Here is a 26,286-nt window from a genome sequence, read left to right as displayed (position 1 = left end):
ACTATGCATGCATAATCTATAGATGAATTGCTGCGAAAGTCGTATCTTTGTGAGCTTAATTAGTGATATGAAAGATTTATTTGATAAAATATACAAGGACAAAGGACCGCTAGGGAAATGGGCGAGTGTAGCTGAAGGATATTTTGTGTTTCCTAAGTTAGAAGGACCTATTTCTAACCGTATGCAATTTAACGGTAGAGAAGTAATTACTTGGAGTGTTAACGATTATTTAGGATTAGCAAATCATCCAGAGGTAAGAAAGGTAGATGCAGAGGCTGGTGCTGAGTATGGAAGTGCTTACCCTATGGGAGCACGTATGATGAGTGGTCATACTGATCTTCATGAACAACTACAAAATGAGCTTGCAGAATTTGTAGATAAAGAAGCAGCTTATTTATTGAATTTTGGTTATCAAGGAATGGTGTCTACTGTAGACGCTTTAGTTTCTAAAGATGACGTTATCGTTTACGATGTAGATGCACACGCGTGTATTATTGATGGTGTACGTTTACATCATGGTAAGCGTTTTACTTATAAGCATAATGATTTAGAAAGCATCGAGAAGAACCTTCAACGTGCTACTAAAATAGCAGAACAAACTGGTGGAGGAATTCTTGTGATTTCTGAAGGTGTTTTTGGTATGCGTGGAGAGCAAGGAAAATTAAAAGAAATAGTAGCTCTTAAAGAAAAGTACAACTTTAGACTGTTTGTAGATGATGCTCACGGTTTTGGTACTCTAGGTAAAACTGGTGCTGGAGCAGGTGAAGAGCAAGGTGTACAAGATCAAATAGATGTGTACTTTGCAACATTTGCAAAATCTCTTGCTAGTACAGGTGCTTTTATTGCAGCTGATAAAGAAATAATTGATTACTTAAAATATAACTTGCGTTCTCAAATGTTTGCAAAGTCGTTACAATCACAACTTGTAGTAGGTGCTTTGAAACGTCTAGATATGTTACGTACTATGCCAGAGCTTAAAGAAAAGCTATGGGAAAACGTAAATGCATTACAGAGTGGACTTAAAGATCGTGGTTTTGATATAGGTACTACTCAATCGTGTGTAACACCAGTTTATCTTAAAGGTAGTATTCCTGAAGCTATGGCTCTAGTAAAAGATTTACGTGAAAACTTTGGTGTCTTTTGTTCTATAGTTGTATATCCAGTTATACCTAAAGGGTTAATCTTATTGAGATTAATTCCTACTGCATCACACACTATGGCAGACATAGAAGAGACGTTAACTGCCTTTGAAGGTATACGTGAGCGTCTAGATAGTGGTGTTTATAAAAGATTAAGTGCTAGTGTTGCTGCTGCGTTTGCATAAATGATAACTAGATTATATTTATAAAAAAAAAGTCCTGTCTAAACAGGACTTTTTTTATGGTTAATATTTTAGTAGAGTTTCATGAATTTATAGCAACGACGATAAGTGAAATAAAATCAATAAAGGATAACCGATTACAGAAACATAATATTTATAGTCCTTTGCTTCTTTTTTAATAACCATAATTATGGTGAGAATTATTCCAGTAAATAAAAAAAACATAGCTAGAATAGATGTAATATTTAAAATGTTTGAAAGTTTATTTATAATAGTAAAATCATTATTTATTACAATTATGGTTGCAATTATATTTATAATGACTAGATATAAAAATAATCTAAATGCCCATGCTCTATAGTTAGTCATGTTTTAATTTTTCTATGGTTAATAAATTTATAATGCTAAAAATCTAACTTTAATTTTGCTTTTAAAATATTAATCTTCAAAAGATCAAGTTCAATTCTACGTCATTAAATATTACTTACCATTATGTAACTCAACTTCGACTTTATAAAGCGTAGCTTGTTGCATTACTAAAATAGGATAGCTATTCACCTTGTAACCAGCAGATTCTCCTGTTTCTTCTTTGTTTTCTAAACTAGACATGGTTATCATAAAGTCCATACGGTCTTCATAAAACACCTCGCTGTTGTTTATTAAATTACCAGCCACTTCATAGGTACTAAATAAGGTGTTGCGTGATTGTGCTATAGGCAAAATAATACCATTGTTCTCGTCTAGCTCATAAATATTCTTATTTCCTGTTTGTATAAGAGTGTAGGCTCTTTCTTCTCGTTCTGTACCGTAAAATATTTTATAATCATATTTTAAACTGTCAGTTGTAGCAAGTAAATGAAATTCCATGGGAATATCTTCTAATCCATTACTGGTTGTGTTTACTAAATTACCTTTATAAATGCCTAAAAAGTCATTAGGAAAAATAAGTTCTTTCTTTACCTTTTCAGTTTTTACAGATTTTTCTACGACAGGTTTTTTTGAATCTGTTTTACAGCTTATAAATAATAGGAGTAAGGTTATGGTGATTATTTGCTTCATATATCAAAAGTAGTTATTATTTAAATGGTTATTGGTATGGATTTGTTTTGGGCATAAAATACAAATTGTCATAAAATGAAGAATCCCGAGCTATCAAGATGACAACTCAGGAATTCTTACTAACCAACCAAAAAACTTTTTGAAAATTACTCTTGTTAACCTTCATAACTAATAAAGCAATACCTGTGCCAAAGTGTTATGCGCGCATAATATATTTTTACGTTTATTGTCATATTCTAAAAATTTGAGGTCTTTTATTATCAATAATGATTTATTTCTTTAACCTTTAATGTCTATTATCACATTGTATATAAATAATACGTTCTTTATCGTCTAAAAATGCGATAAATGGACAACCAAAACTAGTATAGTAAAGTCCGAAAATAACAGGTGGTTTATCTTTAAATAATCTGCCAGCATAATGATTCGGCTCTTTTGGCAGTTCCGTGTTTTCTTCAAGGTAAAGAGAAGGACTGTGACTTTCACTGTCAGTTACTTCTGTCATGTATAAGACCTGTTTAGATGGAGATAATGCAAATATGTAGTCTGCCGTGTAAGTTCCATTGTCAAAGCTATTACGTGTGTAGTAGTAATCGTTGTTATCTATTACATAGTGATAGGCTACTTTTATATCGTATTGAGTAGATTTAAAAAATTCTCCATAGGCCAATTCGATTTTAGGCACTTTGCTTGTATTTATAGCTTTCCAATTAATGCTACTTAATGAATTTGTCAGGAAGGGGTTTTCTTTGTCTACATGTGCAAAAGAATTATAATAGGAGTAGTTGTTAGTTTCTATTAATCCTTCTAGGTTAAAACCGGTAAGATAATCACCACCACCATAAATACTTTCATGAGTAAAAAGAGGTACATCTTTTACTTTAAATTGTTTTAATTGATCTGTTTGATAGTTATAAATGAATAAAAAATCTGATTCGTCTATCTCTCTATTGTTTAAAAAAGTAATTCTTTCTTCACCTTTTATATGGTAATAGATTTCGTTTTGCTTTTCGTCATTATTTATGCTCGATTCATTTTGATATTCTTCTAGAACTTTAGGAAAACGATTAGACCAATAACCGTCTGTCAAGGATATAAATGGAATAGTTTCATCATTCTTCTTTTCATAACTATCCATGGTAAGAATAGAGAGATTATTAATGTTGTTTTCATATGCTATCTCTTTATAGTTATCTGATAAATAACCATCAAATACATAACCTATTACACGACCAGTGGTAACCTTTACCCATGTGCCAGAGATTTCTTTATTCCCATCTTTAACAATGCTGGAAACATCTGTCATTTCAAGAATTTCTAATCTATAATTATCAGGAAATTTGCCAAGTAATTTCCCCTTAGGCGCATCTCTAAAATTTAAACCAGAAGGTGCATCGACATATTTATAGATTTTGTCTTGTATCGATATTATTTGGGAACTTCTAGTTGGTTCATTATCGAACCCTACTGCAATTGTGTTACCGCTTAAAGAAATGTCGTTTAAAGCAATCTCTATTTCTTGTGGTTGATTTTCACAACTTAAAATTAAGAGTAGGATGAAGGCCGCAAAAACAATTTTTACAGATGTTGATAAGCCTAAAGCCATTTTTTCCACTTAAAAAAGCCCAGTAATGAGAAGAATATGACTCCACAAGCAATCCAGAAATAACTATAAGCATTTTCCCATCCCATTTCTGGCATGTCAGGTAGATTCATTCCATAAATACCTGCTAGAAAAGTAAGTGGTATAAATATAGAAGACATAATAGTAAGTACCTGCATGATTTGATTCATCTTATGACTTACACTAGATAGGTACATGTCACGTAATCCAGCATTTATTTCTCTATAAGATTCTACGGTTTCTATAATTTGAATACAGTGATCATAGGCATCTTGAAAATAAGCATGTGTTTTAGATTCTATCAGGGCGCTGTCTTCTTTAAGCAACCTAGAAATAGATTCTCTTAAAGGAAAAATAGCACGACGCAATTGAAGCAGCATCCTTTTATTCTTTTGTGCTTTATTCAGGGAATCTTTTTGAGGGTTATCAAAAATTTCGTCTTCTAGTTGATCGAGATATTCTCCTATTTGTTCAACAGCTATGAAGTAGTGATCTATTATACTGTCTATAAGAGCATAGAATAAATAATCGCTTTTAACAGATCTTATGCGACCACGACTGTTTTCTATGCGGTCTCTAATATTTTCAAATACATCTCCTGTCTTCTCTTGAAAAGTAATAACAGCGTCTTCAGTTAGTATTAGGCTTACTTGTTCTTCATTAAGTTCATGATTCTCTGCATCATAAGAAATCATCTTAATGCATTGATATATATAGTTTCCGTAAAATTCAGTTTTAGGACGTTGCGTAGTGTTTGCTATGTCTTCTAGTAGTAAATGGTGTAAATGAAATTTACTACCTATCTTTTCTAATATAGCGATATCATGTACTCCATCTACATTAAACCAATTAACACGATTTTCCTTTAATTGATCTAAGAATATACCATTTTGCTTAGAAAAATGGGTCTCATCATACAGAATAGTCTCTGCGCTAACTTCGCCAGTCCTATCTTCTCCTACATAAGAAATGGTTCCAGGTGGCTGGAATACGTTAGTTCTAGACTTAGGTGTCGCTTTACGACGCAATCTTATATTAGGTTTTCTCATGAATATGACTTTAGAATGCAGACTTAATCAAATGTAATAAGTTTAAACTGAATAAATCGCACTCATTTATATAGCGCGAGAGTCTGTTTAATTATAATTTTTCTGCCAGGTAAGGAGAGGTATAGCTGTCTTTAATCTTAGCCACTTCTTCAGGTGTTCCTGCGGCGACTAATTTACCACCTAGTTTACCGCCTTCTGGACCTAGGTCTATAACATAGTCAGCACATTTTACCAGATCCATGTTGTGTTCTATCACAATTACAGAGTGTCCCTTTTCTATTAATGCATTAAAACTATCTAATAATTTATTGATATCATGGAAATGAAGTCCAGTAGTAGGCTCGTCAAATATGAAAAGCGTTTTATCTGACGTGGTTCCTTTTACTAAAAAACTAGCTAACTTAATACGTTGAGCTTCTCCACCAGATAGGGTAGAAGAGCTTTGTCCTAAGGTTACATATCCTAATCCTACGTCCTGTAAAGGTTGTAGTTTTCTTGTGATTTTAGCTTCTTTATTGGTGTTAAAAAACGCTATTGCATCGTTAATAGTTAAGTTGAGAACATCGTCTATATTCTTATCAAAAAACTTCACTTCTAGAATCTCTTTCTTAAAACGTTTTCCATTACAGGTTTCGCATTTGAGAGTAACATCTGCCATGAATTGCATCTCGATAGTTACTTCACCATCTCCTTTACAAGTCTCACATCTACCGCCATCTACGTTAAAAGAAAAGTGTTTAGGCTTATAGTTTCTTATTTTTGCAACTTTCTCATTTGCAAATAGATTACGTATGTCATCATAAGCTTTTATATAGGTTACAGGATTAGATCTAGAGCTGCGACCTATAGGGTTTTGATCTATAAATTCTACTGTTTTTACATTTTCAAACTTACCAGATATCTCTGTAAATTGTCCTGCTTTTTTTCCATAACCACCTAGTTTTTTTAAGATTGCTGGATATAGAATTTGTTTTACCAGAGTTGATTTTCCACTACCAGAAACACCGGTTACCATAGTTAAAACACCTAGTGGGAAACGCACATCTATATTCTGCAGGTTATTCTGTCTCGCACCTTTTATATCTATATAATACTTGTTAGGTCTTCGCTTTCGCGGAAGCGGAATCTCCATAGATCCATTCAAATACTTTGCAGTAAGACTGTCAGATTTTAAGATCTCGTCCAGTGTTCCTGCAGCAACCACTTCACCACCATGAGTACCAGCCTCTGGACCTATATCTATAATTTGGTCTGCGGCTTGCATGATTTCTTCATCATGCTCCACGACGATGACCGTATTCCCTAAATCACGTAAATTCTTGAGTACTTTAATCAATCGTTTTGTGTCTCGTGGATGTAAACCTATACTAGGCTCATCTAGAATGTACATACTACCTACCAGACTACTACCCAAAGATGTCGCTAGATTGATACGTTGAGATTCTCCACCAGAAAGACTATTAGATTTACGATTAAGGGTTAAGTAATCTAGCCCTACGTCAGATAAAAAAGCAAGTCTATTATTGATCTCAATAAGTAAACGTTTTGCAATTTGTTGATCGTGATCGTTTAATTGTAAATCTTTAAAGAATAAGACCAACTCTTTAATAGGTAACGTTACCAGATCTGTTATGGTAGTGTCAGCTATTTTTACATAGTCTGCTTCTTTTCTCAATCTAGCGCCATTACAGTTGCTACATTTAGTTTTACCACGGTATCGAGATAACATGACACGATTCTGGATCTTGTATGCTTTTGCTTCTAGTTCTTCAAAAAAGGAATGAATTCCTTCAAAGTATTTATTTCCATCCCAAACCAGTCGTTTTTGCTTTTCAGTAAGCTCAAACCATGGTCGGTGAATAGGGAAGTCAAACTTACCAGCACTAATAATAAGCTGGTTATTATAAAAAGACATACTCTCACCACGCCATGGGAAAACAGCTTGTTCATATACAGAAAGTGCGGTGTTAGGAATCACCAGGTCTGCATCTATACCTATTACATCTCCATAACCTTCACATCTAGGACAGGCGCCATAAGGATTATTAAAACTAAACAAATGCGGATTAGGTTCTAGAAATTCTATGCCGTCTAGTTCAAATTTATTAGTAAACTCGCGCACTTTGCTGCCGTCCATGTGTTCTATAAAGGCAACTCCTTTTCCTTCAAAGAAAGCAGTATCAATAGCGTCTGCTAGTCGATTATAGAAATCTTCATTATCTCGTACGATTATACGGTCTATGACTATTTTTACTTCGTCTTTTTTAGAATAAGTCAAATCTTCTTCGTCTATTCTATGGACGCTGTCGTTTATTTTTATACGTGTAAAACCTTGTTGTAAGAGTACCTGCAGTTGTGCAGCAATATCACGTTTACCTTTAACTATAAGTCTGGTAGTTAATAGCAATTTAGAACCTTCGTCCTGTTGTTTTACATAATTAACAACGTCTGTTACAGTGTCTTTTTTCACCTCGTCGCCAGAGATAGGTGAGTAGGTACGTCCTATACGAGCAAATAATAATTTTAAATAATCATAAATCTCAGTAGTAGTTCCTACCGTAGATCTAGGGTTAGTAGAATTTACCTTTTGCTCAATAGCGATGGCAGGTGCAATACCTTTAATATATTCTACTTTAGGCTTATTTAAACGACCTAAAAATTGTCTTGCATAAGAAGAAAGACTTTCTACATAACGACGTTGACCTTCTGCATATAGCGTGTCAAAAGCTAGAGAAGACTTACCGCTACCAGATAAACCGGTTATTACAACAAGTTTATTTCTAGGGATAACAGCATCTAAATCTTTTAAGTTGTGTAGTTGTGCGCCTTTAATAAGAATATTCTCTTTAGGGCTTAACTGGTCTATATCGGCAAACAATTTTGTTTCTGGCATAACTACAAAGATAAGAGGGACTTTGTCCTTCAAAAAATCGTTTATTGTAATAAAAATGTTAAAAAATGTTGTCACTTTTTGTATTTGTGGAATAAATGTTGGTATATTTATCCCGGTAACAATTTCTAAACATACTGCTTATACTATAACACTACTTTAAAAAATCTGATCTAAGGCTCTATCTGAGGTCACTTAAGTTGTTATAATATGAAATTAGAAAATGTACAAGATGCTGCGTTGGTAAGGCAGTATATGGAAGGTAATGAAAAGGGATTAGAAACTCTTATCGTACGTCACAAGCAAAGAATCTACAGTTTTATTTTTTCTAAAGTAATGGATCGCGACATTACTGAAGATATATTTCAAGATACATTTATAAAAGTAATACGTACCCTTAAAAAAGGTAAGTACAATGAAGAAGGTAAATTTCTTCCTTGGGTGATGCGTATTGCGCATAATCTAGTCATCGATCATTTCCGTCGCAATAAACGCATGCCTAAATTTCAATCTCGTAATGATTTTGATATTTTTGATGTAATAAGCGATGGAGAAGAGAGCATGGAATTTGACATGATTACCAGTCAGGTACATGAAGACGTAAGACGTCTGGTAGAAGAACTGCCAGAAGATCAAAAAGAAGTACTTACTATGCGCATCTTTAAAGAGATGTCCTTTAAAGAAATAGCAGCATCTACAGACGTGAGTATCAACACAGCCTTAGGGAGAATGCGATATGCCTTAATTAACTTACGTAAAGTAATTGATAAGCATAATATCGTATTAACAAGATAAATAACTTTTTCTGGTCATTTCTTATAATATAGTTTTGAAAAGTGCGTTTAATTCAAAAATAAACTTACTTGCACATGGCAAAACTTTACAATGAATCATTACCTGAACCAGTGAAACCAACAGGACCCAAAAAAGAAACTATCAACTTTTTACTTAGTTTCTCAAAAGCATTAAGTGTGACTCGATACAAGAATATGACGTTTGAGACATTTAATAATTGATATTATCAGCCTATTATCAATTATGTTTTCAGTTAGATAATCCATTCTCATTGCTATTGAGAGTGGATTTCTTTTTTAATGATGTTTTCGCTTTCGCGAAAAAAATATTTTAGTTACTCCTAGACTAGATTTACTTTTATTGGTAAAACTAATTACGTGTACTTTTATAAGTTATCAAGTTTATTTTTTAATTCAGAAAGAGTTGTCTCTTCAAATTTTAAACCATTAATTTGGTTAATAGAGATGTTAATTTCTTTAAAAGCAACCATTATTTTACCATTATTATTTTGTATCCCAATGATGGTTGCTGTTTGCCCTTTGGGAACATTTAGGAATGTATATTTTCCATCTTTTGTATTTGCTTTCAATACACCATCAAACTCATTAAAAACCATTTTTAATTTTGTATTAGAAGAAAGAGGAGTGTCTACTATTAGATCCATTTTTTCATCAAAATCAATAAATATATCACAATTGATCCAGCCAAGATTAGTAACACTGAATATGTAGTATTCTAACTCTGCATCATCAATGTCTTTTATAACTTCTTTTTCAAACTTTGAATATTTCCGATCAAATGAGGTGATATATTCTTTTTTAGTTTGATAGAGAGGTATTACATTTCCTCCTTGAATAAATAATAAACCTTTTCTTTCAATAATATCACCATTTTTGTTTCTACCAGGTTCGAGTAGGGGTAAGTTTTTTAAGAATTTTACTATTTCTTGTTTTGTAGAATTTGAAACTTTAGTATTTATCTTAATGTTCTTGAGACGGCCATTTTTAGAAATTTCCATTTCGCATTCCACACCGTAATCATTCCAATTCTCAAAATTCGGATAATCGTTTTTGTTAAGAGTAGTCTCAATTTCTTTTTTCGTTTCTGAGGTGAAATCATAAGCTCTTATATAATAATCAAGAGGGTTCCAGCTGTATAAAGTATCTATCCGTTTTTTAGGAATGAAATTATAGCTTGTTGAGTCATTTGTAGAAGGATACCACCAGCCAAATGAGCTAAGCTTAAGAGTCTTTTTAACAAGATTTACAGTGTCAATTTTCCAGTTTAAAGCAGAGCTGTCTGTTGCAGTTTCATCAGCATAAAAAAGATTCATTTTTTTAGTGAAATCAAATTTCTTTTTCGGAAAATGAATTACAATTTCCTTCCCTTTTTTTAAGGAAAGTATCTCACCGTTTGAGGATGCCTCTATCTTTATCATCCCTCTTGTTTCAAGTAATTTACTATCTGAAACAGTTGATAATTCGGCAAGAACTATATCTGATTTTTTATAAAATTCTTTTAAATCTAACCTAATAGAATCTTTTGCTAGAGTACCGTTAGGAAATTCAAATGTTTTAGAACCTATAAAAATCCTTGTTCCTTCTGGTCCAAATAGAGTAGTGTCTTTTGTTTGATTTATTATAAAGCTAGTCGTAGGGAAATCAATTTTTTCAAACTGATTATTCATTTTGGGAGATTGACAACTAATTGCTAGAATATATATAATTATAAGGTAACTAAATATCTTTATCATTTTCTATTATTAAGAATTTAAATATTGTGTTTTACGTTTTCACCTTTTCTTCAGCTTCTTATAATACTCATCAAGAACAGTCTTTCTACCAACAGTCTTTGTGATGATATCTTTTTCTAGATCCCAACCGCGAGCGGGACTATATTCACGACCGTACCAGATAATTTGAAGATGTAGGTCGTTCCATACTTCTTCTGGAAAGAGACGTTTAGCATCTTTTTCTGTTTGTACGACGTTCTTACCATTAGTCAGATTCCAGCGGTACATTAATCGGTGTATGTGTGTGTCTACAGGAAATGTAGGGATCCCAAAGGATTGTGCCATAACAACAGCTGCAGTTTTATGTCCTACTGCAGGGAATTCTTCTAGCTCTTCATAAGTTCTAGGTACTATACCATTGTGTTTATCAATTAAAATTTGTGATAGTCCATGTATACCTTTTGCTTTCATAGGTGATAGTCCTACTGGTTTTATGATTTCACGTATCTCGTCGACAGATAATTTTACCATATCATAAGGATTATCTGCACGGTCAAATAGGAGTGGAGTTATTTGATTAACACGTACATCTGTACTTTGAGCACTCATTAAAACCGCTATTAATAAGGTATAAGGGCTCGTGTGATCTAGCGGTATAGGAATTTCTGGATATAACTCTGCTAATTTATTTATGATAAATTCAACTTTTTCTGATTTGTTCATTCCTATCTTTATGCTTTAATTCATTCAAAAATACGATATGACTTCATTAAAAGTAGGAGATAAGGCTCCAGATTTTTCGGTTATTAATCAAGATGAGAAAACAGTTTCTTTGTCTGACTTCTCAGGTAAGAAATTGGTTTTATTCTTCTACCCTAAAGCAAGTACGCCAGGTTGCACGGCCGAGGCGTGTAATTTAAGGGATAATGTAGATCGTTTTCGCGCAAGCGGTTATGAAATACTAGGAGCAAGTGCAGACAGTCCTAAGAGACAGAAGAATTTTCAAACTAAATATGAACTACCCTATGACCTTCTTGCAGACGAAGATCACAAGTTGTTAAACGCATTTCAAGTGTGGGGACCTAAAAAGTTTATGGGTAAAGAATACGATGGTATTCACCGCACTACTTTTGTTATTGATGAAAATGGCGTGATTACCGATGTGATAGGTAAAGTGAAAACTAAAGATCACGCAGCTCAGATTTTATAAGGCTATTAACTTATTAATGTAGTTTTATTAAAATTATAAAACCCCAAATAGTTGAATTTCATCAACCATTTGGGGTTTATATTTAAAAGTTACTTATACTATAAAGGTGCGTCTTCTACGTGAGAGTCGGTATCTTTATGAGAAGTTACTTTATTGTTGCAGCCAAAGAGGTTCTCTTTTTCCATCAATGCTGGTATACCTTCAGGAAGCATTTCTTTCCATCCGTCTTCATTTGCATCTATCATACGCAATACTTCTCTAGAGAATATGTGAAGTATTTCAGGATTATAGTCTTCTAGATCTTTAAGTTTACCGTTGTATTTAAAGAACTTATAAAGTTCCTTCATACGTGGGTGTACTTTTAGATTTTCACTTGTAGTAAGTTCGCCAGTTTCTTTATCTAGCATAGGGTATAGGTATACTCTCAGGTCTTTAAAGAATAGTTTTCCAAAGGCCTCTAGAATACCACCACTTAAATGAGTGTAGTATTTTGTATCAAATATTTCTACTAGATTATTAACACCCATTACCAGTCCTATACGTGCTTTTGTATAGTTGTTAAAGTATTCTACTAGCTTATAGTATTCCTTAAAGTTAGATATCATAACTGTTTGTCCTAGAGAACATAACAATTCTGCTCTGTGCATGAAATCTTCTTCATCTATTTCTCCTTGAGACCTTAAGTTAGAAAGAGTAATTTCAAAAATGGTTTCTACATTTTCTTCTTTTACAGTTCCAGATTTTAAGAATCTGCGACGTGCGGTTTCAAACATATCCATGTTCACTTTAGTCACCGGGCGGAAACTACCACGCAACGCCAGTACATTCTTTTTATAAAGAATACGCGCACTTAAAATATTATTACCATCTGGGCCGAACATTACCGCCTCTGTCATACCGTGTTTAAGAAGTTGTAAACTCATTAAACGGTTATCAACTTGCTTAAATCGTGGGCCAGAAAAGTTAATCATATCTATCTCAATCTTATCCTTATCGATATGATCGTATAAATATTCTAATAATTTTCTAGGGTTATCGTGCTTATAAAAAGCACCATATATAAGGTTAGTACCTAAAATACCTAGTGTTATTTGTTGTAGACGTGCATCACGTTCTTTAAAACGAACATGAAGAATAATCTCAGAATACTCTTCTTCTGGAGAAGCTTGGAATCTTATTCCTACCCATCCGTGACCTAAATAACGCTTTGCAAAATCTATAGTTGCTACCGTATTTGCATAGGTAAAGAATAATTTTTCTGGATGTTTTTCTCTCGATAGTCTTTCTTCTATAAGATTAGACTCGTGTTGTAACATCTTCTTTAAACGAGATTCTGTTACATAACGGCCGTCATCTTGTACACCATAAATGGAGTCAGAAAAGTCCTTATCATAAGCACTCATCGCTTTTGCAATAGTACCAGAGGCACCACCAGCTCTAAAAAACTGTCGTACGGTTTCCTGTCCAGCGCCTATTTCAGCAAAGGTTCCGTAAATATTACGGTTCAGGTTAATTCTTAAAACTTTATTCTTTATAGACGGAACTGATTCAAAATCATGATCTCCTGGTAAGGTAATTCCCATTATATATCTTTTGCTGTTCTCACAAAGGTAGCAAACAGCCGTACTTAAATGAAAAAATATCAATACTTTTATAAAACAATTATGGAAGTAAAAATTACGGTTTTAGGAACAGGGACTTCACAAGGTATTCCTGTTATAGGTAGCTCACATCCAGTGTGTTTAAGTAAGGATTCTAAGGACAAGCGTCTTAGGGTAAGTGCGATGGTAGAGGTAAATGATAAACGATTTATAATAGATTGTGGTCCAGATTTCCGTCAGCAAATGCTTACTCAAGGTATTTCTAGTATAGACGCACTGCTTTTTACTCATGAACATGCAGACCATACCGCTGGGCTAGATGATTTAAGACCTTTTTATTTTAGACAAGGTAATTTACAATGCCACATGACAGCACGCGTTCATAAAGCGTTGCAAGAGCGTTTCAGTTATATTTTTACCACGGTAAATAAATATCCAGGTGTAGCAACCCTAGATGTTCATGAATTTGAAAATGAGCCTTTCCTTATAGATGGTATTCAGGTGACTCCAGTTCTTGCAGACCATGGTTATATACCAGTTCATGGATTTAGAATAGGCAATTTTGCTTACATGACAGATGTTAAGACTATCGCTCAAGGCGAAAAAGAGAAACTTAAAAATCTAGACGTTCTTATTCTCAATATGTTGAGAGAAGAAGAGCATGCGACACATCTTAATCTAGAAGAAGCATTAGAATTAGTAAGGGAATTGCAACCTAAACGTACTTACTTTACACACATAAGCCATCACTTAGGTTTTCATGAAGAAGTAGAGAAAACACTTCCTGAAAATGTATTTTTGGCATACGATAACCTTCAAATTATATCACATTGAAAAAAAGCATTTATTTATACCTGTTCATCTTTGCGTCACTTATAGCACTAGTTATCTATGTAAATGGTAGAAAGTATCAAGAAAAACTAGAAAGTCAAGTAAAAAGTCTGAGAACTGAGGTTTATAAAAAAGACCAAGCTAGAAAAGAAGCAGAGTCTGTACCGTACAAAGTAGATTATGAGAATTCTGTTTTTTCTCTTAAAGGAAACCCAGAAGCTGAGAATTACTTATACAACATAGGACTTACACCAGAAGAGGTGGAATATATAATAGGTGAAGAGCTTTTAGATCTAAACGTAAAACCTAATGGCAACCCTTTGGTACCATATGAAGGACAAGGTCGTGGTTTTAGAATTATAGACACAAAATTTATCAATCATAAATGGGTACTGGCTAACTTTACTGATAACGATCGCTGGGGTGATGTGCTTATACGCTACGACTTTGACGTAGATAAAAATGTAACCATGGAAACGGTATCTTCAGTTTTGTATGATAGAAATAGGAAGTAGGTAGGTATTTAAAATCCATTTATGAATTACAGACTTTTACAGATACTTTTTATTCTATTCAGTTTGTATTTTTTTTACGCTACTTATAAGGGATTACCATCGATACTCGATAATTTCTTGCGTCTTTTTAGAATCAAAAAAAGAATTGTAGCACTAGATAGATTCCACAATGGTTTTATGGGAGTGTTTTTAATTGTTTTGACTTACTATTTACAAATCCGTTTTCTCAGTACTAATTAAATATGGTTATCTATTAGATCTTTTAATCCAGCCTATAAATACGCACTTTACGCTTCTTAATCCTAGAGTTATTTAGATCTTGACAAAGTTGGTATGCTTTTTCAAAAGGAACGGCTACAAAAGCACAGTCCTGTTTCAACTCGATATTACCCAACTCATTTTTATCTAGATTACCTTGTTTAAAGAATAAACCAGCGATATCGCCCTTTGATATTTTATCCTTTCTACCACCAGAAATAAATAGGGTTTCCCATTTTTGTACTTGGTCTACTTTTAAGCGTTCTGAATATTCTAATGGAGTACTATTTTCTATGTAATCTGGTAGTTTATATTTCTTATTGTGTAAGATATAAGCGGTACCGTCTGCATGCATTCTAGCGGTACGACCGTTTCTATGTGTAAACTCTTCTTTGTGAAAAGGCAATTCAAAGTGGATAATAAAATCTAATTCTGGCACATCGATACCACGAGCCGCAAGATCTGTTGCTAGTAATAACTGGTGCGTACCATTTCTAAATTTTATCAAAGCACGTTCACGGTCTCTTTGCTCTAGACCACCATAAAATACAGAGTGAGATATGTTTTTTCCATTAAGAAATTCGCTTACCTCTTCAATAGAATCCTTAAAATTACAGAATATAATACCGTTACCTTTATTAGTACGAGCAATGATTTGTTCTAGATTTAAGAATCTATTTTTAGAATCAGATGCTAGAGTTTTAATTTGTAGAACACTATCGGTTTTCTTTTCAAATTTTAAAACCTGTGGATCTTGTAGACCGACAAATGAAGGTACCTCAGCTTTAAAAGTTGCAGAAGTTAATATATTACGCCCTACATGAGGTAGTGCGTATACTATTTCTTTCATCTCTTTTTCAAAACCTGTCTCAAGAGATTTATCAAATTCATCTAGAATAAGTGTTTTAATAAAAGAAGGATCAAAGGTCTCACGTCGTAAATGGTCGGCTATTCTACCAGGAGTTCCTACTAGAATGGCAGGAGTATGTGATAAATCTTCTCTGTCCTTTGCTCCAGCACGGCCTCCATAGATAGCATTTGCTTTATAACCAGTTCCCATTTCTCTTATAACTTGCTCTATTTGTATAGCAAGCTCACGAGAAGGTACCAGAATTAAGGCTTGTACTTCTGTAATCGATGGATTTAATAACTCTATAACTGGCAGTAAAAACGCTAGGGTTTTTCCAGTACCAGTAGGAGAGATAATCACAGTATCTCTATGGTTTGTGATTGCGCTATGCGCCTGTTGCTGCATATCGTTAAGTGAAACAATTCCTAATTTATCTAGAATTTGCTGACGTGATTTTATGGAATTGTTCATTGTTAAATTTTAAAAATTGTTTTCTTTTTCAATGGGGTTTTCTGTAGCTTCCTTTTCAGAACGTTCTTGATATTCAAGCATTCCTAGATCATCTTGCCCGGTTGCAAAGAAAAGTAAGTCAATAAAAATGCCCCAATATTTACCCCAAAGGGTCTTAGGTTTCCATTCAGTTCTTAAGACGCGATTATTTTCTAGTTCTTTTTCAATTTGAAATATATGGTCCCAATTCTTAATATGTATCCTGCCTATCGTTTTGTATTTTAAAAACTTTTTAGCTTTTAATTCAATTTCTGTTTTTTGTTTATCGAACTTCCTTTTTCTAATTGAGTACTTTAAATCAGAATATTTAATGGTAATTGTTTTTTTTTCTCTAATTACAATTTCGGTATCGGTAAAATTCAATTCAGATATGATATGCTTTTCTTTATTTAAATAAGAAAAATCAAATAATAAATTAATTATTATAGGAATTGAAATTATAAGTTTGAAGATAAGATGCCATTCAGGATATTTAAAAATAAATATTAAAAGGCTTATACCTAATACGATATAGATAACCCATTTTAATTTATCATTTTTATTTCCTGTTGCTTTAAATTCGGTCATCTCAATATCTCATTGCTTTTAGTAATTATCACTTAACTTTTCAAAACCCTAGTTTCGAGCCACTCCTTCATGTCATAGAAATTATCTCTAGAAACACCGTGACCTATTGGGTAGTCTTTAAAAACATATCCCGCACCTATTTCCTCCATAAGCAATGGTGCTTTTTTTGCCCATTCATAAGGTACAACTTGATCTACGGTTCCATGTGATATGAAATAGTTGGTTTTGATCTCGCTTTCGCGAAAGCGTACTCCTAATCCATCTCTACCTGCAATAATATCTTCATTAATATAACCACTCATCGCCACAACATTGCGGAATAAGCCTGGTTGAGAAAGGCTAAGTCCATAAGAAAGTATCGCGCCCTGACTAAAGCCTAACACGTTCATGTTGTTAGGGTCGATAGAGTAGGTTGTTTTTAATTCTTCTAGAAAAGTATTGATTTTCATCATGCTCTCTCTAGCCTGGTCGTTATCACTAAACTTGCCGCCTGCAGCGTCAAAATTAATGGCATACCACGCGGCGCCTTGTGGTTGCATGTCATATGGAGCGCGTGCAGATACTATAAAAATATCTTCACTTATCTCTGGCGCAAATGAGAATAGATCTTCTTCATTACTACCATAACCATGAAGTAGTAGGAGTAAAGGAGCGTTTTCTTTGCGTGCAGGACGTGTGATATGTTGTAAAGTAAGAGAAGTATTCACTGTTTTTATTTAATAAAGTTGAACCATTCTTGGAAGTACTTTCCTATGTATGGTAATAAATCTTGTTGATTGCGCAATGCGCTTACTAGACCTAATAGAGCTAGTAAAACCATCATGGTTATGATAATTAACGGTAGTAATAGTTGGTCTTCTGGTATGGCTCCAGAAAATACAGAAATGATTACTGCAATAATCCCTATACCGAACATTTGTCTTATGTGAAAGCTGGCAAATTTGTTTCCTTTATTGTAATTAAGAATAACGGCAATTCCGAAAACGGCAACGAATACTATAAAATGAATGTATAGAAATATAGCGCTGGCATAAGCTAATATGGCTAGGTTTTTTGCTGGTGGATTTTTACTCATTCCAGAGGGCTTTTTTATTATTGATAATTCCTATTACCTTTCCTTTCATAGTTTTACCTAAAAATGCCGAGTTTTTTGATGTAGAAACAATATTGCTTTTTTCAAAGGTATAACTCGTATCTGGTTCAAAAATAGTAAGGTTTGCTATCTGTCCTTCTTCTATTTGTGGTCTATCTTGATTAAAGACAGTGTAACCGTTAGTTAATAATTCTACAGCTTTATCTGTAGCAATTAAGTTATTTAAAGCGCCAAAGGCACTTTCCATTCCTATTGTACCTGCAGTTGCTCTATCAAATTCTAGATCTTTATGTTCTATAGTAAGCGGCATATGGTCGCTGGTCACTACATCTATCACGTCAGAATTTAGGAATTTCTGTAGTTGCTTTACTTCTTTATCATCTCTTAGTGGTGGTTGTAATTTAAAGTTAGCATCAAAGCTTTCTAATTCATTACTTGACAAAGTAAGATGATGTATAGACACACTACAGCTTACATTTTTAGAAGACTTTTTATATTCCTTGATTAGTTTTAAACCTTCGGTAGTACTTACGGTAGGGATGTGCAATCTACCTTTTGTGTAGGCTGCTATTCTCAAATCTCGGGCTATCTGTAATTCTTCGGCTAGACTGGGCATGGATTTGAGACCTAGGTTGGTACTTACTAAGTCTTCATTTACTATTCCCTTTCCAGCAATGTCTTTGTTTTGAGGATAAGACTGTACGACACTGTTAAAGGAAGAAGTGTATTGAAGTCCTACTTTAAGAAGATTTGCATTAGTCACCTCATGTTTGTAGTCATAAAATGAAACGGCACCTGCTTTTTGCATATCATACAATTCCGCAAGGTGTTCTCCATCTTGATGTAGAGTAAAAGAACCTACAGGTAAAATGCTCACTGCTTGATTTGCCGTAACATTCTTTAAATACATGACACCAGATTGATCTTGTGGATTAGGCTGATTGTTTGGGTTGAGCATTATAGTTGTAAAACCACCTGCAGCGGCAGCCTTGATACCATTTTTGAGTGTCTGTCTTTCTTCAAATCCTGGTTCTCCTAAACTCACACTGGTATCCATCCATCCTATAGAAAGATGTAGGTTGTCTTTTTGAATGATTTTTGCGTCACTATTTTCTATAGACGACGCTATCTTTTCAATCTTACCATTTTTGATAAGGACATCTCGCTTTTTACCATTTAGGGTAGAAGTAGCGTCTATAATTGTAGCGTTCTTTAGTAATATCATTTTACAAACTTTAAAATCAATAGTTCACAAATAAGGAAGAATAATGCTCCCATAACAAAGTATTTCCACAAGGAAAGAATATTCTCTTCTTGATTGAGTTTATACAGCAAATCGTCTATAGATTCTAATAGGTTGTTACCTAAATCTGCATCAGAGTAATATTTTAGTTGATTTTCTGCCCTAGCTGTGTTAAAACTTAAGGTAGAAATGTTTTCATTTTTAACCGTCACATTGTAATTACCAGAAAGTGATAGTTCTTTACCAGCGGTAAGTAAAACATAATTATCATACGCTTGCTGTCTAGGTATGATTTGAGTAGACTCATTAGAAAGATTCAAAATATCATCTTGATTAACTGCGGTATTAATAGCAATCTCATTATTATTATCTAGTTCATAGTACAGCTGTGGGACCGGTAACGCGTTAATAGCCATGTTATAAAAAACTGGAACTATAAGCGGCGAGTTTTGAAAATTACTGTTCTCTACATTTAAGCTACTAGTAAATACATAAGTATTTTGATTCTTGTATAAAAAGCTACTGCCATCTCCATACTTTAAAATAGGGTCTAGCGCGTTAGTACTTTTTAGGACACTATTTACATTAGGATATTGAAAGTTAGATATACGTTTATTAAACACACCTTTAAATAATGGATGATTAAAATTAATGGTGGTTATTTTTTTGGAAATCTCATTAAACTCTATACCAGGTAAACCTATAGAAGTATAATTAGCCGTTGCTTTATCTGACGGTATTAGTACTAGATAGCCACCTTTGTTAGTTAATGAGTTGATCTCTTTACTTAGACTAGCTGGTAGATTGATTACTTCATTGAGAATAACGATGTTCTGTTCTTTAATTAAATTATAGTTGACATCTCTTTCCTTAACACTGGTGTAATCAAATTGCTGATCACTATACAGTCTGTCTAAAAAATTAGAGTCGGCACCATTGATGCTCAATACCTTGATTTTCTTTTTAGATCCTGTACTTATAAAAAGCTCGTTGTCATAGCTAAGACCTTGATCTTCTAGATATATTCTTCCTGTAATAGGCTCATTAGCTTCAATTTCAAAAATCACAGTCCCTTTATTATTTTCTAATACGGTAGATGTTTTTGCTAGTAGAATGTTATTGTTATCTAGAGATACGGTAACTGGTTGCTCTATTTTATAATTAGATCTAAGGTCTACTTGTATTTTAATACTGTTACTAGCCTGGCTAACTATAAATGCAGTGTCTATAGAAATATTATTGATTTCTTGAGGTTCTAATTTAACCAGTTCTCTTTTTACATTTTTAAGTGTGTCAGGAAAATCAGTTGCCGTACTGTTTTGAAAATCAGATATAAGAATTATTTCCTTGACCGCGTTTTTATCGTCTAGTAAAGAAGCAGCCTTAAGCTGTATTTGATCAAATGAAAGGACAGTGCTAGAGTAGTTGTTACTAAGCAACTCGTTAGTAATTTGCTGTCTGTTAGTATGTGCAAATACTTTGTCATTAGTAAAAAGTGTAAAGACTTTGTCTGCAGGTAATTTTTCTAATAGCTGGCTGGTTGCATTTTTATATAACTCTCCATTTTTTCCATTTAACTGCATGGAGTAGGAGTTATCTAGGTAGATAGCAGTCTGTTTTTCTTGAGTAGCAGTTTTACTACCAGGTAAAAAAGGTTGGGCAAATGCTATAACTATACAAGCAACAGCAGCACATCTAGCTAGTAAAGTAAGCCATTTTTTAAGTTGACGACTTTTTCTAGTCTGAGAAATAAGCGGTTTAAGAAAAGCAACATTAGTAAAAGAGACTTTACTGAATTTTCTCAGTTGAAAAAGATGAACAATAATAGGAACTATTAGAAAAAATAGGCCGTAAAGAATTATTGGGTTTTTAAATAACATCTATAGAAATTGCAATATCAAAGATACTGCCTTTGCTTAAAAAAGCCTCTATTTTCTTACGGTAAATATAAAGGTAGTTCCACAGTTAATTTGAGAATCACATTTAATAACACCGCCTAGTTTATCGACTAGTAATTTAACAGTAGAAAGCCCTATACCATTACCTTTTTTACCACTACGGTCTGTTTTATTAAGAGTAGTGAATAATTTGAAGATGTCTTTTTGCTTATCCTTAGGAATCCCTATACCGTTATCCTTTACAGCAACACGATAATATTTAGGCGTTTCTGTAGCTAGAATTTGAATTTTTATAAGGTCACTGTTGTTGTACTTAATACTATTGCCTATAAGATTAAGAAGTATTTGTTCTATGGCAGCACTATTACTATATATAACCAGATTATCTTCTGGAAATACTATTTGAATATCATCTTTACGACCTAGCAACTCTTCTACTTTTTCAATAATGGAGTAAATATCAAATTGATCTTTTTCTTCTATAGCTAGTTGATCACTTTCATAATGGCTCAATATATTATCTACATAATGACTCATAGAAAAAGCAGAGTCTTTTATCGTTTTCAAATATCGCTTACCATCTGCATCTAAAATATCGCTGTATTTATGAGACATCACATCACTAGTAAGTATCATATTTGCAAGTGGCATTTTCATGTCGTGAGAAACTACGTGAGCAAAATTTCTAAGCATCTCGTTATTCTCTTCTAATAATCGAGTTTTTTCTGAGAGATCAGTATTTCGTTTGTTGAGTTCTAGCTGTCTCATAACCAGATCTGCTATCATGATTAAGGACTGTTTTTGAGAATCATCTAGACTATGAGGTTTATCATCTAGAACGCAAACAGTACCTAGTGGTAAGTTGTTGCTATCTTTAAGTTGTACACCTGCATAAAACTTAACACCATTCTCTACATTAACATAAGGAAGGTCTTTAAAATCGCTATGTTTGCTAGCATCTTCTATGTAAAAAAAGTTGTCTTCGTCCATACTGGTGGCATGGGCGCAAAAACTTAATTCTCTAGGAGAACTGTCTAATTTTAGTCCGTTTTGTGATTTAAACCACACCTCGTTTTTATCTACTATAGAGATAAGGCTTTTAGGTACCTTAGTAAGTTTACAGGCTAGTTCGGTTAATTCGTCCAGTACTTTTTCACGATCTGTTTCTATATGAAACGACTCCAAATATGCAATACGTTCATCTTCTTTAGGATGTAAAGGAGCAGTTACCATATGATTAGATTAAACAGATTACATCAAAGTTAGTCTTATTAATTAAAAATATGATGAAAATAAATTCTTTTTTCCTACAATTCTTTAAATGCTCCTAGGCCGAATAATGCAAAATCATATTTTATAGGATCTACTGGATCAAACTTGCGCAATACTTTATCTAACTCTGCGACAGATTTTGCGTCGTTTTGTTTGCGTTTCAATAACTTGAGTTTACGAGCTACATTACCAGTGTGTACATCTAGTGGTAATGAAAGTGCGCTCATAGGTATAGAATCCCAGATCCCAAAATCAACACCTGCATTATCTTTTCTCACCATCCATCTCAGGTACATGTTGATCCTTTTTGCACTGCTATTTTTCATGGGATCACTCACGTGTTTTTGTGTACGTTGCAAATGATCTACCTCAAAGAAGATGGTTTTAAATTGTGAGATCGCTTTTTGTAAATTGTTTTGTTCTAGATACGCTTTCGCGAAAGCGTGCTCTAAACCATCATACTTACTCTCAATATGTTGTAGAGATCGCATAAAGGTCTTGCAGTCCTCACTATTAAAAGTGCGGTGGACAAAACCATCAAATCTATCGAGATCACTTTCTTCATGATTCTTTATAAAATCTGCTGGAGAATGATCCATCAATTCCATCAATTTGTTAGAATTGTTGATTATGGATTTACGATTTCCCCATGCGATGGTAGCGACTAAAAAGCCAGCAATTTCTATATCTTTCTTATCGGTAAAAAGATGAGGAATTTGAATAGGATCGTGCGGTATAAAATCTGGCGTGTTGTATTGCTCTACTTTTATATCTAGAAATTCTTTAAGTTCTTTACGATTCATTTATAAAAATTTACCATCGCTCATTACTAGTTTACGATCTGCAAGGTTTGCAAGTTCATCGTTATGTGTGACGATTACAAAAGTCTGATTCAATTCTTCTCTCAGTTGAAATATGAGTTGGTGAAGATCATTTGCAGTTGCACTGTCTAGATTACCTGTAGGCTCGTCTGCAAAAATAACTTTAGGATTATTGATCAATGCTCTAGCTACTGCCACGCGTTGTTGTTCACCACCAGAAAGTGCTCCAGGTTTATGATTAAATCTATCAGATAGTTTTAAATAGGATAGAAGTTCTTTGGCTCTTTTCTCTGCGGCAGCCTTATCGGTATTTGCAATATATGCTGGAATGCATACGTTCTCCAATGCCGTAAACTCTGGTAATAATTGATGAAATTGAAATATAAAGCCTAGAGAATTATTTCTAAATTTACTGAGTTGTTTTCCTTTTAATTTTATAATGTCAGTGCCGTCTATTTCTAGGCTACTACCTGGTTTAAAATCTGGTTGTTCTAGTGTACCTAATATGTGCAGTAGTGTTGTTTTACCTGCACCAGAGCTACCTACAACACTAGCTATCTCTCCTGTTTTTATCTCTAGATCTACACCTTTTAATACTTGTAAATCTCCAAAACTTTTATAAATCTGTGTTGCTTTAATCATAAGTACAAAGTAATGGATTTTTATGCTTTAAACCATTTTTTTGCATTATTAAAGTCTAAGAAATACGTAACTCTCAACGATACATTATTTCTAGTAGGTTGCTTTAATAAATCGTCTAGACTTTCTTGATAAGAAATGGTTCCTTGATCATTTTGATTAAAGATACTATTGCGGTATAATAATGTAGCTTCACTACCAGGTGCAAATCTCCAAGAATAGGATAGATCTAGATTCCAAATATTAAAATTTGCATCTGGATTCACACCTTCGTCTAGAGCATAATCGCTTTCTTCACTTGTACCGTCTGATTGTAGTTCTAGAAAATCACGATTAAATCTAGCCTTAGACCAAAAGTTTCTAAAAGAAAGACTCAATGCTTGCTTGTTATTAAAGTTATACGTCCCTGAAATTCTATTTTCCACAGAGTGTGTGTTTCTTCTACTCATTATGGCCTGATCGTTATCTATGGTTACATAGCTTAATCTATTATCGCTCTTATCCCAATTAAAATTATAGATAAGTAAAAATTTGTCAGAGAATCTATACCTAGGGCTTAGATCAAAATCATAACTGTGTTCTAGGTCGTTAAATCTTTTAAATCTAGATATGCTCATGTCTAGTGCGAGTTTCTTACGATAATCTGTAGAGATAAAACCGCTTGTATAGTAAGAAGAATTATAACGAACAATTTGATCTGGAATTCTAGATTCAAATTGATTTAAATTTCTAGTTGTAATATCAAATGTAGCACCGAAGGCAAGACGCTCACGTGTGAAAAAGAAAGGGTTAAAGGTAAGCTGACTGTTTAAATGTAAATCTGGACTGGCCTGTCTACGGTGTCTAACTCTCGTTCTTAATTCATATCTGTTAAAAATACCTTGTGGGGTAAATTGAACGTAATCTAGATTTCCTGCAAAAATGCTAGAGTTGGTTTCAAAGTTTATACCTAGGTCGTTAGGATCCCAGTTTTCACCGGTATAATAATAACCTAAAAAGGGCCTCCATTTACCAGTTGTGCGTTCCCATGTAGCCTGAGCTTGATAACCTGTATCTGTTCCGGTAGGTGTAAAACGATTGCTCATTTTTAACTCAGTACCATAATTATTTGCTGCTTTTTTATCGTTGTGATTTAGGACAATAGCGGTCACGTTTGCATCAGTAAAACTTCCATTTCTTATGGTGCTGGCATTAGCTAGAGAGATAGAGCTATTTGCACTGAACTGTTGGTCCAGTACTAACATGTTATAGTTAGTAAGCGCCTCTGTTACCACTTTACGAGTAGTACCGTCGAGATCGTTGTTTACTATGGCTTCAGTTTTTTCGGTAATGGCATTTAGAAAACCTACACCTAGTCTACCTTTAGTTCTTCCCGTAATTTTAATAGCGTTAAGCAATTGTGCTTTACTAGGGTTTTCAACCACAGACTCATCTTCTTGTAAATTTAGATTGCCAGATCCACTAGGTCTTTTTCCTATTCTACGTGAGAAAAATATGCCTCCTTTATTAAAAAGGTCTGTACCTTCATTAAAAAATGCTCTGTTCTCCCCAAAGGCTTGTTCAAATGGTCCTAAATTAAGCCTTACCTGATCAAACGCAACCTGTCCAAAGTCAGGAATAAGTGTCGCATCTAAGGTAAATGCATCATTTATACCGTATTTAAGGTCCATTCCTGCGCTGTATTCTGTGGTAGAATTACCATCAAAATTATCGTGAATAATAGAAGCATAAGGATACAAGTTTAATCTTAACGGTGGATCGATTTTTTCTACACCAGTAAGTAAAGCATCATATTGTGTGCCTACACCTTTTGTTATGTCTAGAAAGTTATAAGTGTATTCTTCATTAATAGAACGTATTTTTCTAAATATTTGAAAACTCCAGTTTTGAATATCTACCTCTGGAAAACGTAGGGTGCGATAAGGGATTTTCATTTCTACATACCATCCACGTTCATTAATACTCGTTTCTGATTGAAAAACTACGTTGTAACTAAAATCCTCACGATCTCCCTCGGCAATGGCATCACCTAGGGCGTTTGCACTAGTTGCATAAAACCTAGTCTGGTTAATCTGATTGTTATAGGTATTTATAAAGAATCCAAAAAGGTCTGCTTGTGCGTTTACATCATCTCTTTGAGAGAACTGTCTCGCAATATTTTGTGCATCATTATCATATAAAAAGCCAGCAACATATAAAGCGTTATCATCGTAGGCTATTTTAAACTCTGTCTTATGAGTATCTCTTTCCTTTAAACCATTAGTAGGTTCTGTCATTATAAAATTATTTCCTACAGGAATAGGGTCCCAAAAACTTTCAAATGGATTCCCATCAATAACAGGTGTAGTTGTAACTCTTGTGGCATGGTACGTTTTTCTCTTAACTACTAGAGAGTCTGAGGTTGCTGTAGATGATTGCGCTTTCGCGAAAGCGGAACAAAAAAGGATTGCAAAGAAAAAATAATGAATTTTACTCATAAAATTTAAACAAAAAGCAAATCTAAGGACT

The 26,286-nt window shown here is 33.7% G+C and carries 24 protein-coding genes; 6 read left to right on the top strand and 18 right to left on the bottom strand.

Features of this window, described 5'->3' with window-relative positions; all coding sequences use genetic code 11:
* Nucleotides 1-67: 67 nt before the first annotated feature.
* Nucleotides 68-1,324: an aminotransferase class I/II-fold pyridoxal phosphate-dependent enzyme gene (locus tag LY01_RS06395; RefSeq protein WP_104514996.1), complete on the top strand. Its 1,257-nt coding sequence runs from the start codon at nucleotides 68-70 to the stop codon at nucleotides 1,322-1,324.
* An 87-nt stretch (nucleotides 1,325-1,411) separates the two neighbouring features.
* Here the strand turns inward: LY01_RS06395 and LY01_RS14995 are convergent, their stop codons facing one another.
* From LY01_RS14995 to uvrA, 5 genes are all read right to left on the bottom strand, one after another.
* Nucleotides 1,412-1,690: a hypothetical protein gene (locus LY01_RS14995; RefSeq protein ID WP_146080373.1), complete on the bottom strand. Its 279-nt coding sequence runs from the start codon at nucleotides 1,688-1,690 to the stop codon at nucleotides 1,412-1,414.
* 111 nt (nucleotides 1,691-1,801) lie between these two features.
* Entirely contained in the window at nucleotides 1,802-2,380 is a 579-nt protein-coding gene (locus LY01_RS06390; RefSeq protein WP_104514995.1) for a hypothetical protein, read from the bottom strand.
* A gap of 286 nt (nucleotides 2,381-2,666) precedes the next feature.
* Nucleotides 2,667-3,986 carry an SH3 domain-containing protein gene (locus LY01_RS06385; RefSeq protein ID WP_104514994.1) on the bottom strand — a complete coding sequence of 440 codons (1,320 nt, stop codon included), beginning with the start codon at nucleotides 3,984-3,986 and terminating at the stop codon, nucleotides 2,667-2,669.
* Nucleotides 3,977-5,053, bottom strand: a complete 1,077-nt coding sequence (corA, locus tag LY01_RS06380) for a magnesium/cobalt transporter CorA (protein ID WP_104514993.1) — start codon at nucleotides 5,051-5,053, stop codon at nucleotides 3,977-3,979. Before corA ends, LY01_RS06385 begins: the two co-directional genes overlap by 10 nt.
* A 91-nt stretch (nucleotides 5,054-5,144) precedes the next feature.
* Entirely contained in the window at nucleotides 5,145-7,946 is a 2,802-nt protein-coding gene (gene uvrA / locus LY01_RS06375) for an excinuclease ABC subunit UvrA (protein WP_245890650.1), read from the bottom strand.
* 207 nt (nucleotides 7,947-8,153) lie between these two features.
* On the opposite strand from uvrA, the gene LY01_RS06370 reads away from it, so the two are divergent.
* A complete protein-coding gene (locus tag LY01_RS06370; RefSeq protein ID WP_104514992.1) occupies nucleotides 8,154-8,738 on the top strand; it encodes an RNA polymerase sigma factor in 585 nt (194 codons plus the stop codon).
* A gap of 74 nt (nucleotides 8,739-8,812) precedes the next feature.
* Entirely contained in the window at nucleotides 8,813-8,959 is a 147-nt protein-coding gene (locus LY01_RS15105) for a hypothetical protein (protein ID WP_170034531.1), read from the top strand.
* Between the two features lie 164 nt (nucleotides 8,960-9,123).
* Here LY01_RS15105 and LY01_RS06365 read toward each other — a convergent pair whose 3' ends face one another.
* Both LY01_RS06365 and LY01_RS06360 read right to left on the bottom strand, forming a co-directional pair.
* Nucleotides 9,124-10,425, bottom strand: a complete 1,302-nt coding sequence (locus LY01_RS06365; RefSeq protein WP_104514991.1) for a hypothetical protein — start codon at nucleotides 10,423-10,425, stop codon at nucleotides 9,124-9,126.
* A 105-nt stretch (nucleotides 10,426-10,530) separates the two neighbouring features.
* Nucleotides 10,531-11,193, bottom strand: coding sequence for an endonuclease III domain-containing protein (locus tag LY01_RS06360; protein ID WP_104514990.1), 663 nt, complete (start codon nucleotides 11,191-11,193; stop codon nucleotides 10,531-10,533).
* A gap of 37 nt (nucleotides 11,194-11,230) precedes the next feature.
* On the opposite strand from LY01_RS06360, the gene bcp reads away from it, so the two are divergent.
* The gene (gene bcp / locus LY01_RS06355) at nucleotides 11,231-11,680 is read left to right on the top strand and encodes a thioredoxin-dependent thiol peroxidase (RefSeq protein WP_104514989.1); all 450 of its coding nucleotides are present in this window, start codon (nucleotides 11,231-11,233) and stop codon (nucleotides 11,678-11,680) included.
* A 98-nt stretch (nucleotides 11,681-11,778) separates the two neighbouring features.
* Here bcp and LY01_RS06350 read toward each other — a convergent pair whose 3' ends face one another.
* Nucleotides 11,779-13,263 carry a nicotinate-nucleotide adenylyltransferase gene (locus LY01_RS06350; protein ID WP_104514988.1) on the bottom strand — a complete coding sequence of 495 codons (1,485 nt, stop codon included), beginning with the start codon at nucleotides 13,261-13,263 and terminating at the stop codon, nucleotides 11,779-11,781.
* A gap of 48 nt (nucleotides 13,264-13,311) precedes the next feature.
* Between LY01_RS06350 and LY01_RS06345 the strand changes: the two genes are divergently transcribed.
* Nucleotides 13,312-14,115, top strand: coding sequence for an MBL fold metallo-hydrolase (locus LY01_RS06345; RefSeq protein WP_245890649.1), 804 nt, complete (start codon nucleotides 13,312-13,314; stop codon nucleotides 14,113-14,115).
* Nucleotides 14,112-14,627 carry a hypothetical protein gene (locus LY01_RS06340; protein ID WP_104514987.1) on the top strand — a complete coding sequence of 172 codons (516 nt, stop codon included), beginning with the start codon at nucleotides 14,112-14,114 and terminating at the stop codon, nucleotides 14,625-14,627. Before LY01_RS06345 ends, LY01_RS06340 begins: the two co-directional genes overlap by 4 nt.
* 262 nt (nucleotides 14,628-14,889) lie before the next feature.
* Here the strand turns inward: LY01_RS06340 and LY01_RS06335 are convergent, their stop codons facing one another.
* The 10 genes from LY01_RS06335 to LY01_RS06290 all read right to left on the bottom strand — a co-directional run bounded on the left by LY01_RS06335 (nucleotide 14,890) and on the right by LY01_RS06290 (nucleotide 26,255).
* On the bottom strand, nucleotides 14,890-16,206 hold the full coding sequence (locus LY01_RS06335) for a DEAD/DEAH box helicase (RefSeq protein WP_104514986.1): 1,317 nt from the start codon (nucleotides 16,204-16,206) through the stop codon (nucleotides 14,890-14,892).
* Between the two features lie 9 nt (nucleotides 16,207-16,215).
* Complete coding sequence (locus LY01_RS06330) at nucleotides 16,216-16,812, bottom strand: hypothetical protein (RefSeq protein WP_104514985.1); 597 nt, start codon at nucleotides 16,810-16,812, stop codon at nucleotides 16,216-16,218.
* A gap of 32 nt (nucleotides 16,813-16,844) precedes the next feature.
* The gene (locus LY01_RS06325) at nucleotides 16,845-17,519 is read right to left on the bottom strand and encodes an alpha/beta hydrolase (RefSeq protein ID WP_104514984.1); all 675 of its coding nucleotides are present in this window, start codon (nucleotides 17,517-17,519) and stop codon (nucleotides 16,845-16,847) included.
* A 5-nt stretch (nucleotides 17,520-17,524) separates the two neighbouring features.
* Nucleotides 17,525-17,887 (bottom strand): hypothetical protein, encoded by a 363-nt coding sequence (locus tag LY01_RS06320; protein ID WP_104514983.1) that lies wholly within the window; start codon nucleotides 17,885-17,887, stop codon nucleotides 17,525-17,527.
* A complete protein-coding gene (locus LY01_RS06315; protein ID WP_104514982.1) occupies nucleotides 17,880-19,130 on the bottom strand; it encodes a dihydroorotase in 1,251 nt (416 codons plus the stop codon). Before LY01_RS06315 ends, LY01_RS06320 begins: the two co-directional genes overlap by 8 nt.
* Nucleotides 19,127-21,028 (bottom strand): vWA domain-containing protein, encoded by a 1,902-nt coding sequence (locus LY01_RS06310; protein ID WP_104514981.1) that lies wholly within the window; start codon nucleotides 21,026-21,028, stop codon nucleotides 19,127-19,129. The genes LY01_RS06315 and LY01_RS06310 overlap by 4 nt, the downstream gene beginning before the upstream one ends.
* A gap of 48 nt (nucleotides 21,029-21,076) precedes the next feature.
* Entirely contained in the window at nucleotides 21,077-22,279 is a 1,203-nt protein-coding gene (locus LY01_RS06305) for a sensor histidine kinase (protein WP_104514980.1), read from the bottom strand.
* Between the two features lie 74 nt (nucleotides 22,280-22,353).
* Complete coding sequence (locus tag LY01_RS06300) at nucleotides 22,354-23,121, bottom strand: TIGR02757 family protein (RefSeq protein ID WP_104514979.1); 768 nt, start codon at nucleotides 23,119-23,121, stop codon at nucleotides 22,354-22,356.
* A complete protein-coding gene (locus tag LY01_RS06295; protein WP_104514978.1) occupies nucleotides 23,122-23,781 on the bottom strand; it encodes an ABC transporter ATP-binding protein in 660 nt (219 codons plus the stop codon).
* A gap of 20 nt (nucleotides 23,782-23,801) precedes the next feature.
* Entirely contained in the window at nucleotides 23,802-26,255 is a 2,454-nt protein-coding gene (locus LY01_RS06290; protein WP_104514977.1) for a DUF5916 domain-containing protein, read from the bottom strand.
* Between the last annotated feature and the right edge of the window lie 31 nt (nucleotides 26,256-26,286).

The sequence above is a fragment of the Nonlabens xylanidelens genome, assembly GCF_002934445.1.
Classification (GTDB): domain Bacteria; phylum Bacteroidota; class Bacteroidia; order Flavobacteriales; family Flavobacteriaceae; genus Nonlabens; species Nonlabens xylanidelens.
The sequence above is the reverse complement of the archived record's forward strand: the minus strand, read 5'-3'. Positions and strand labels throughout refer to the sequence as shown.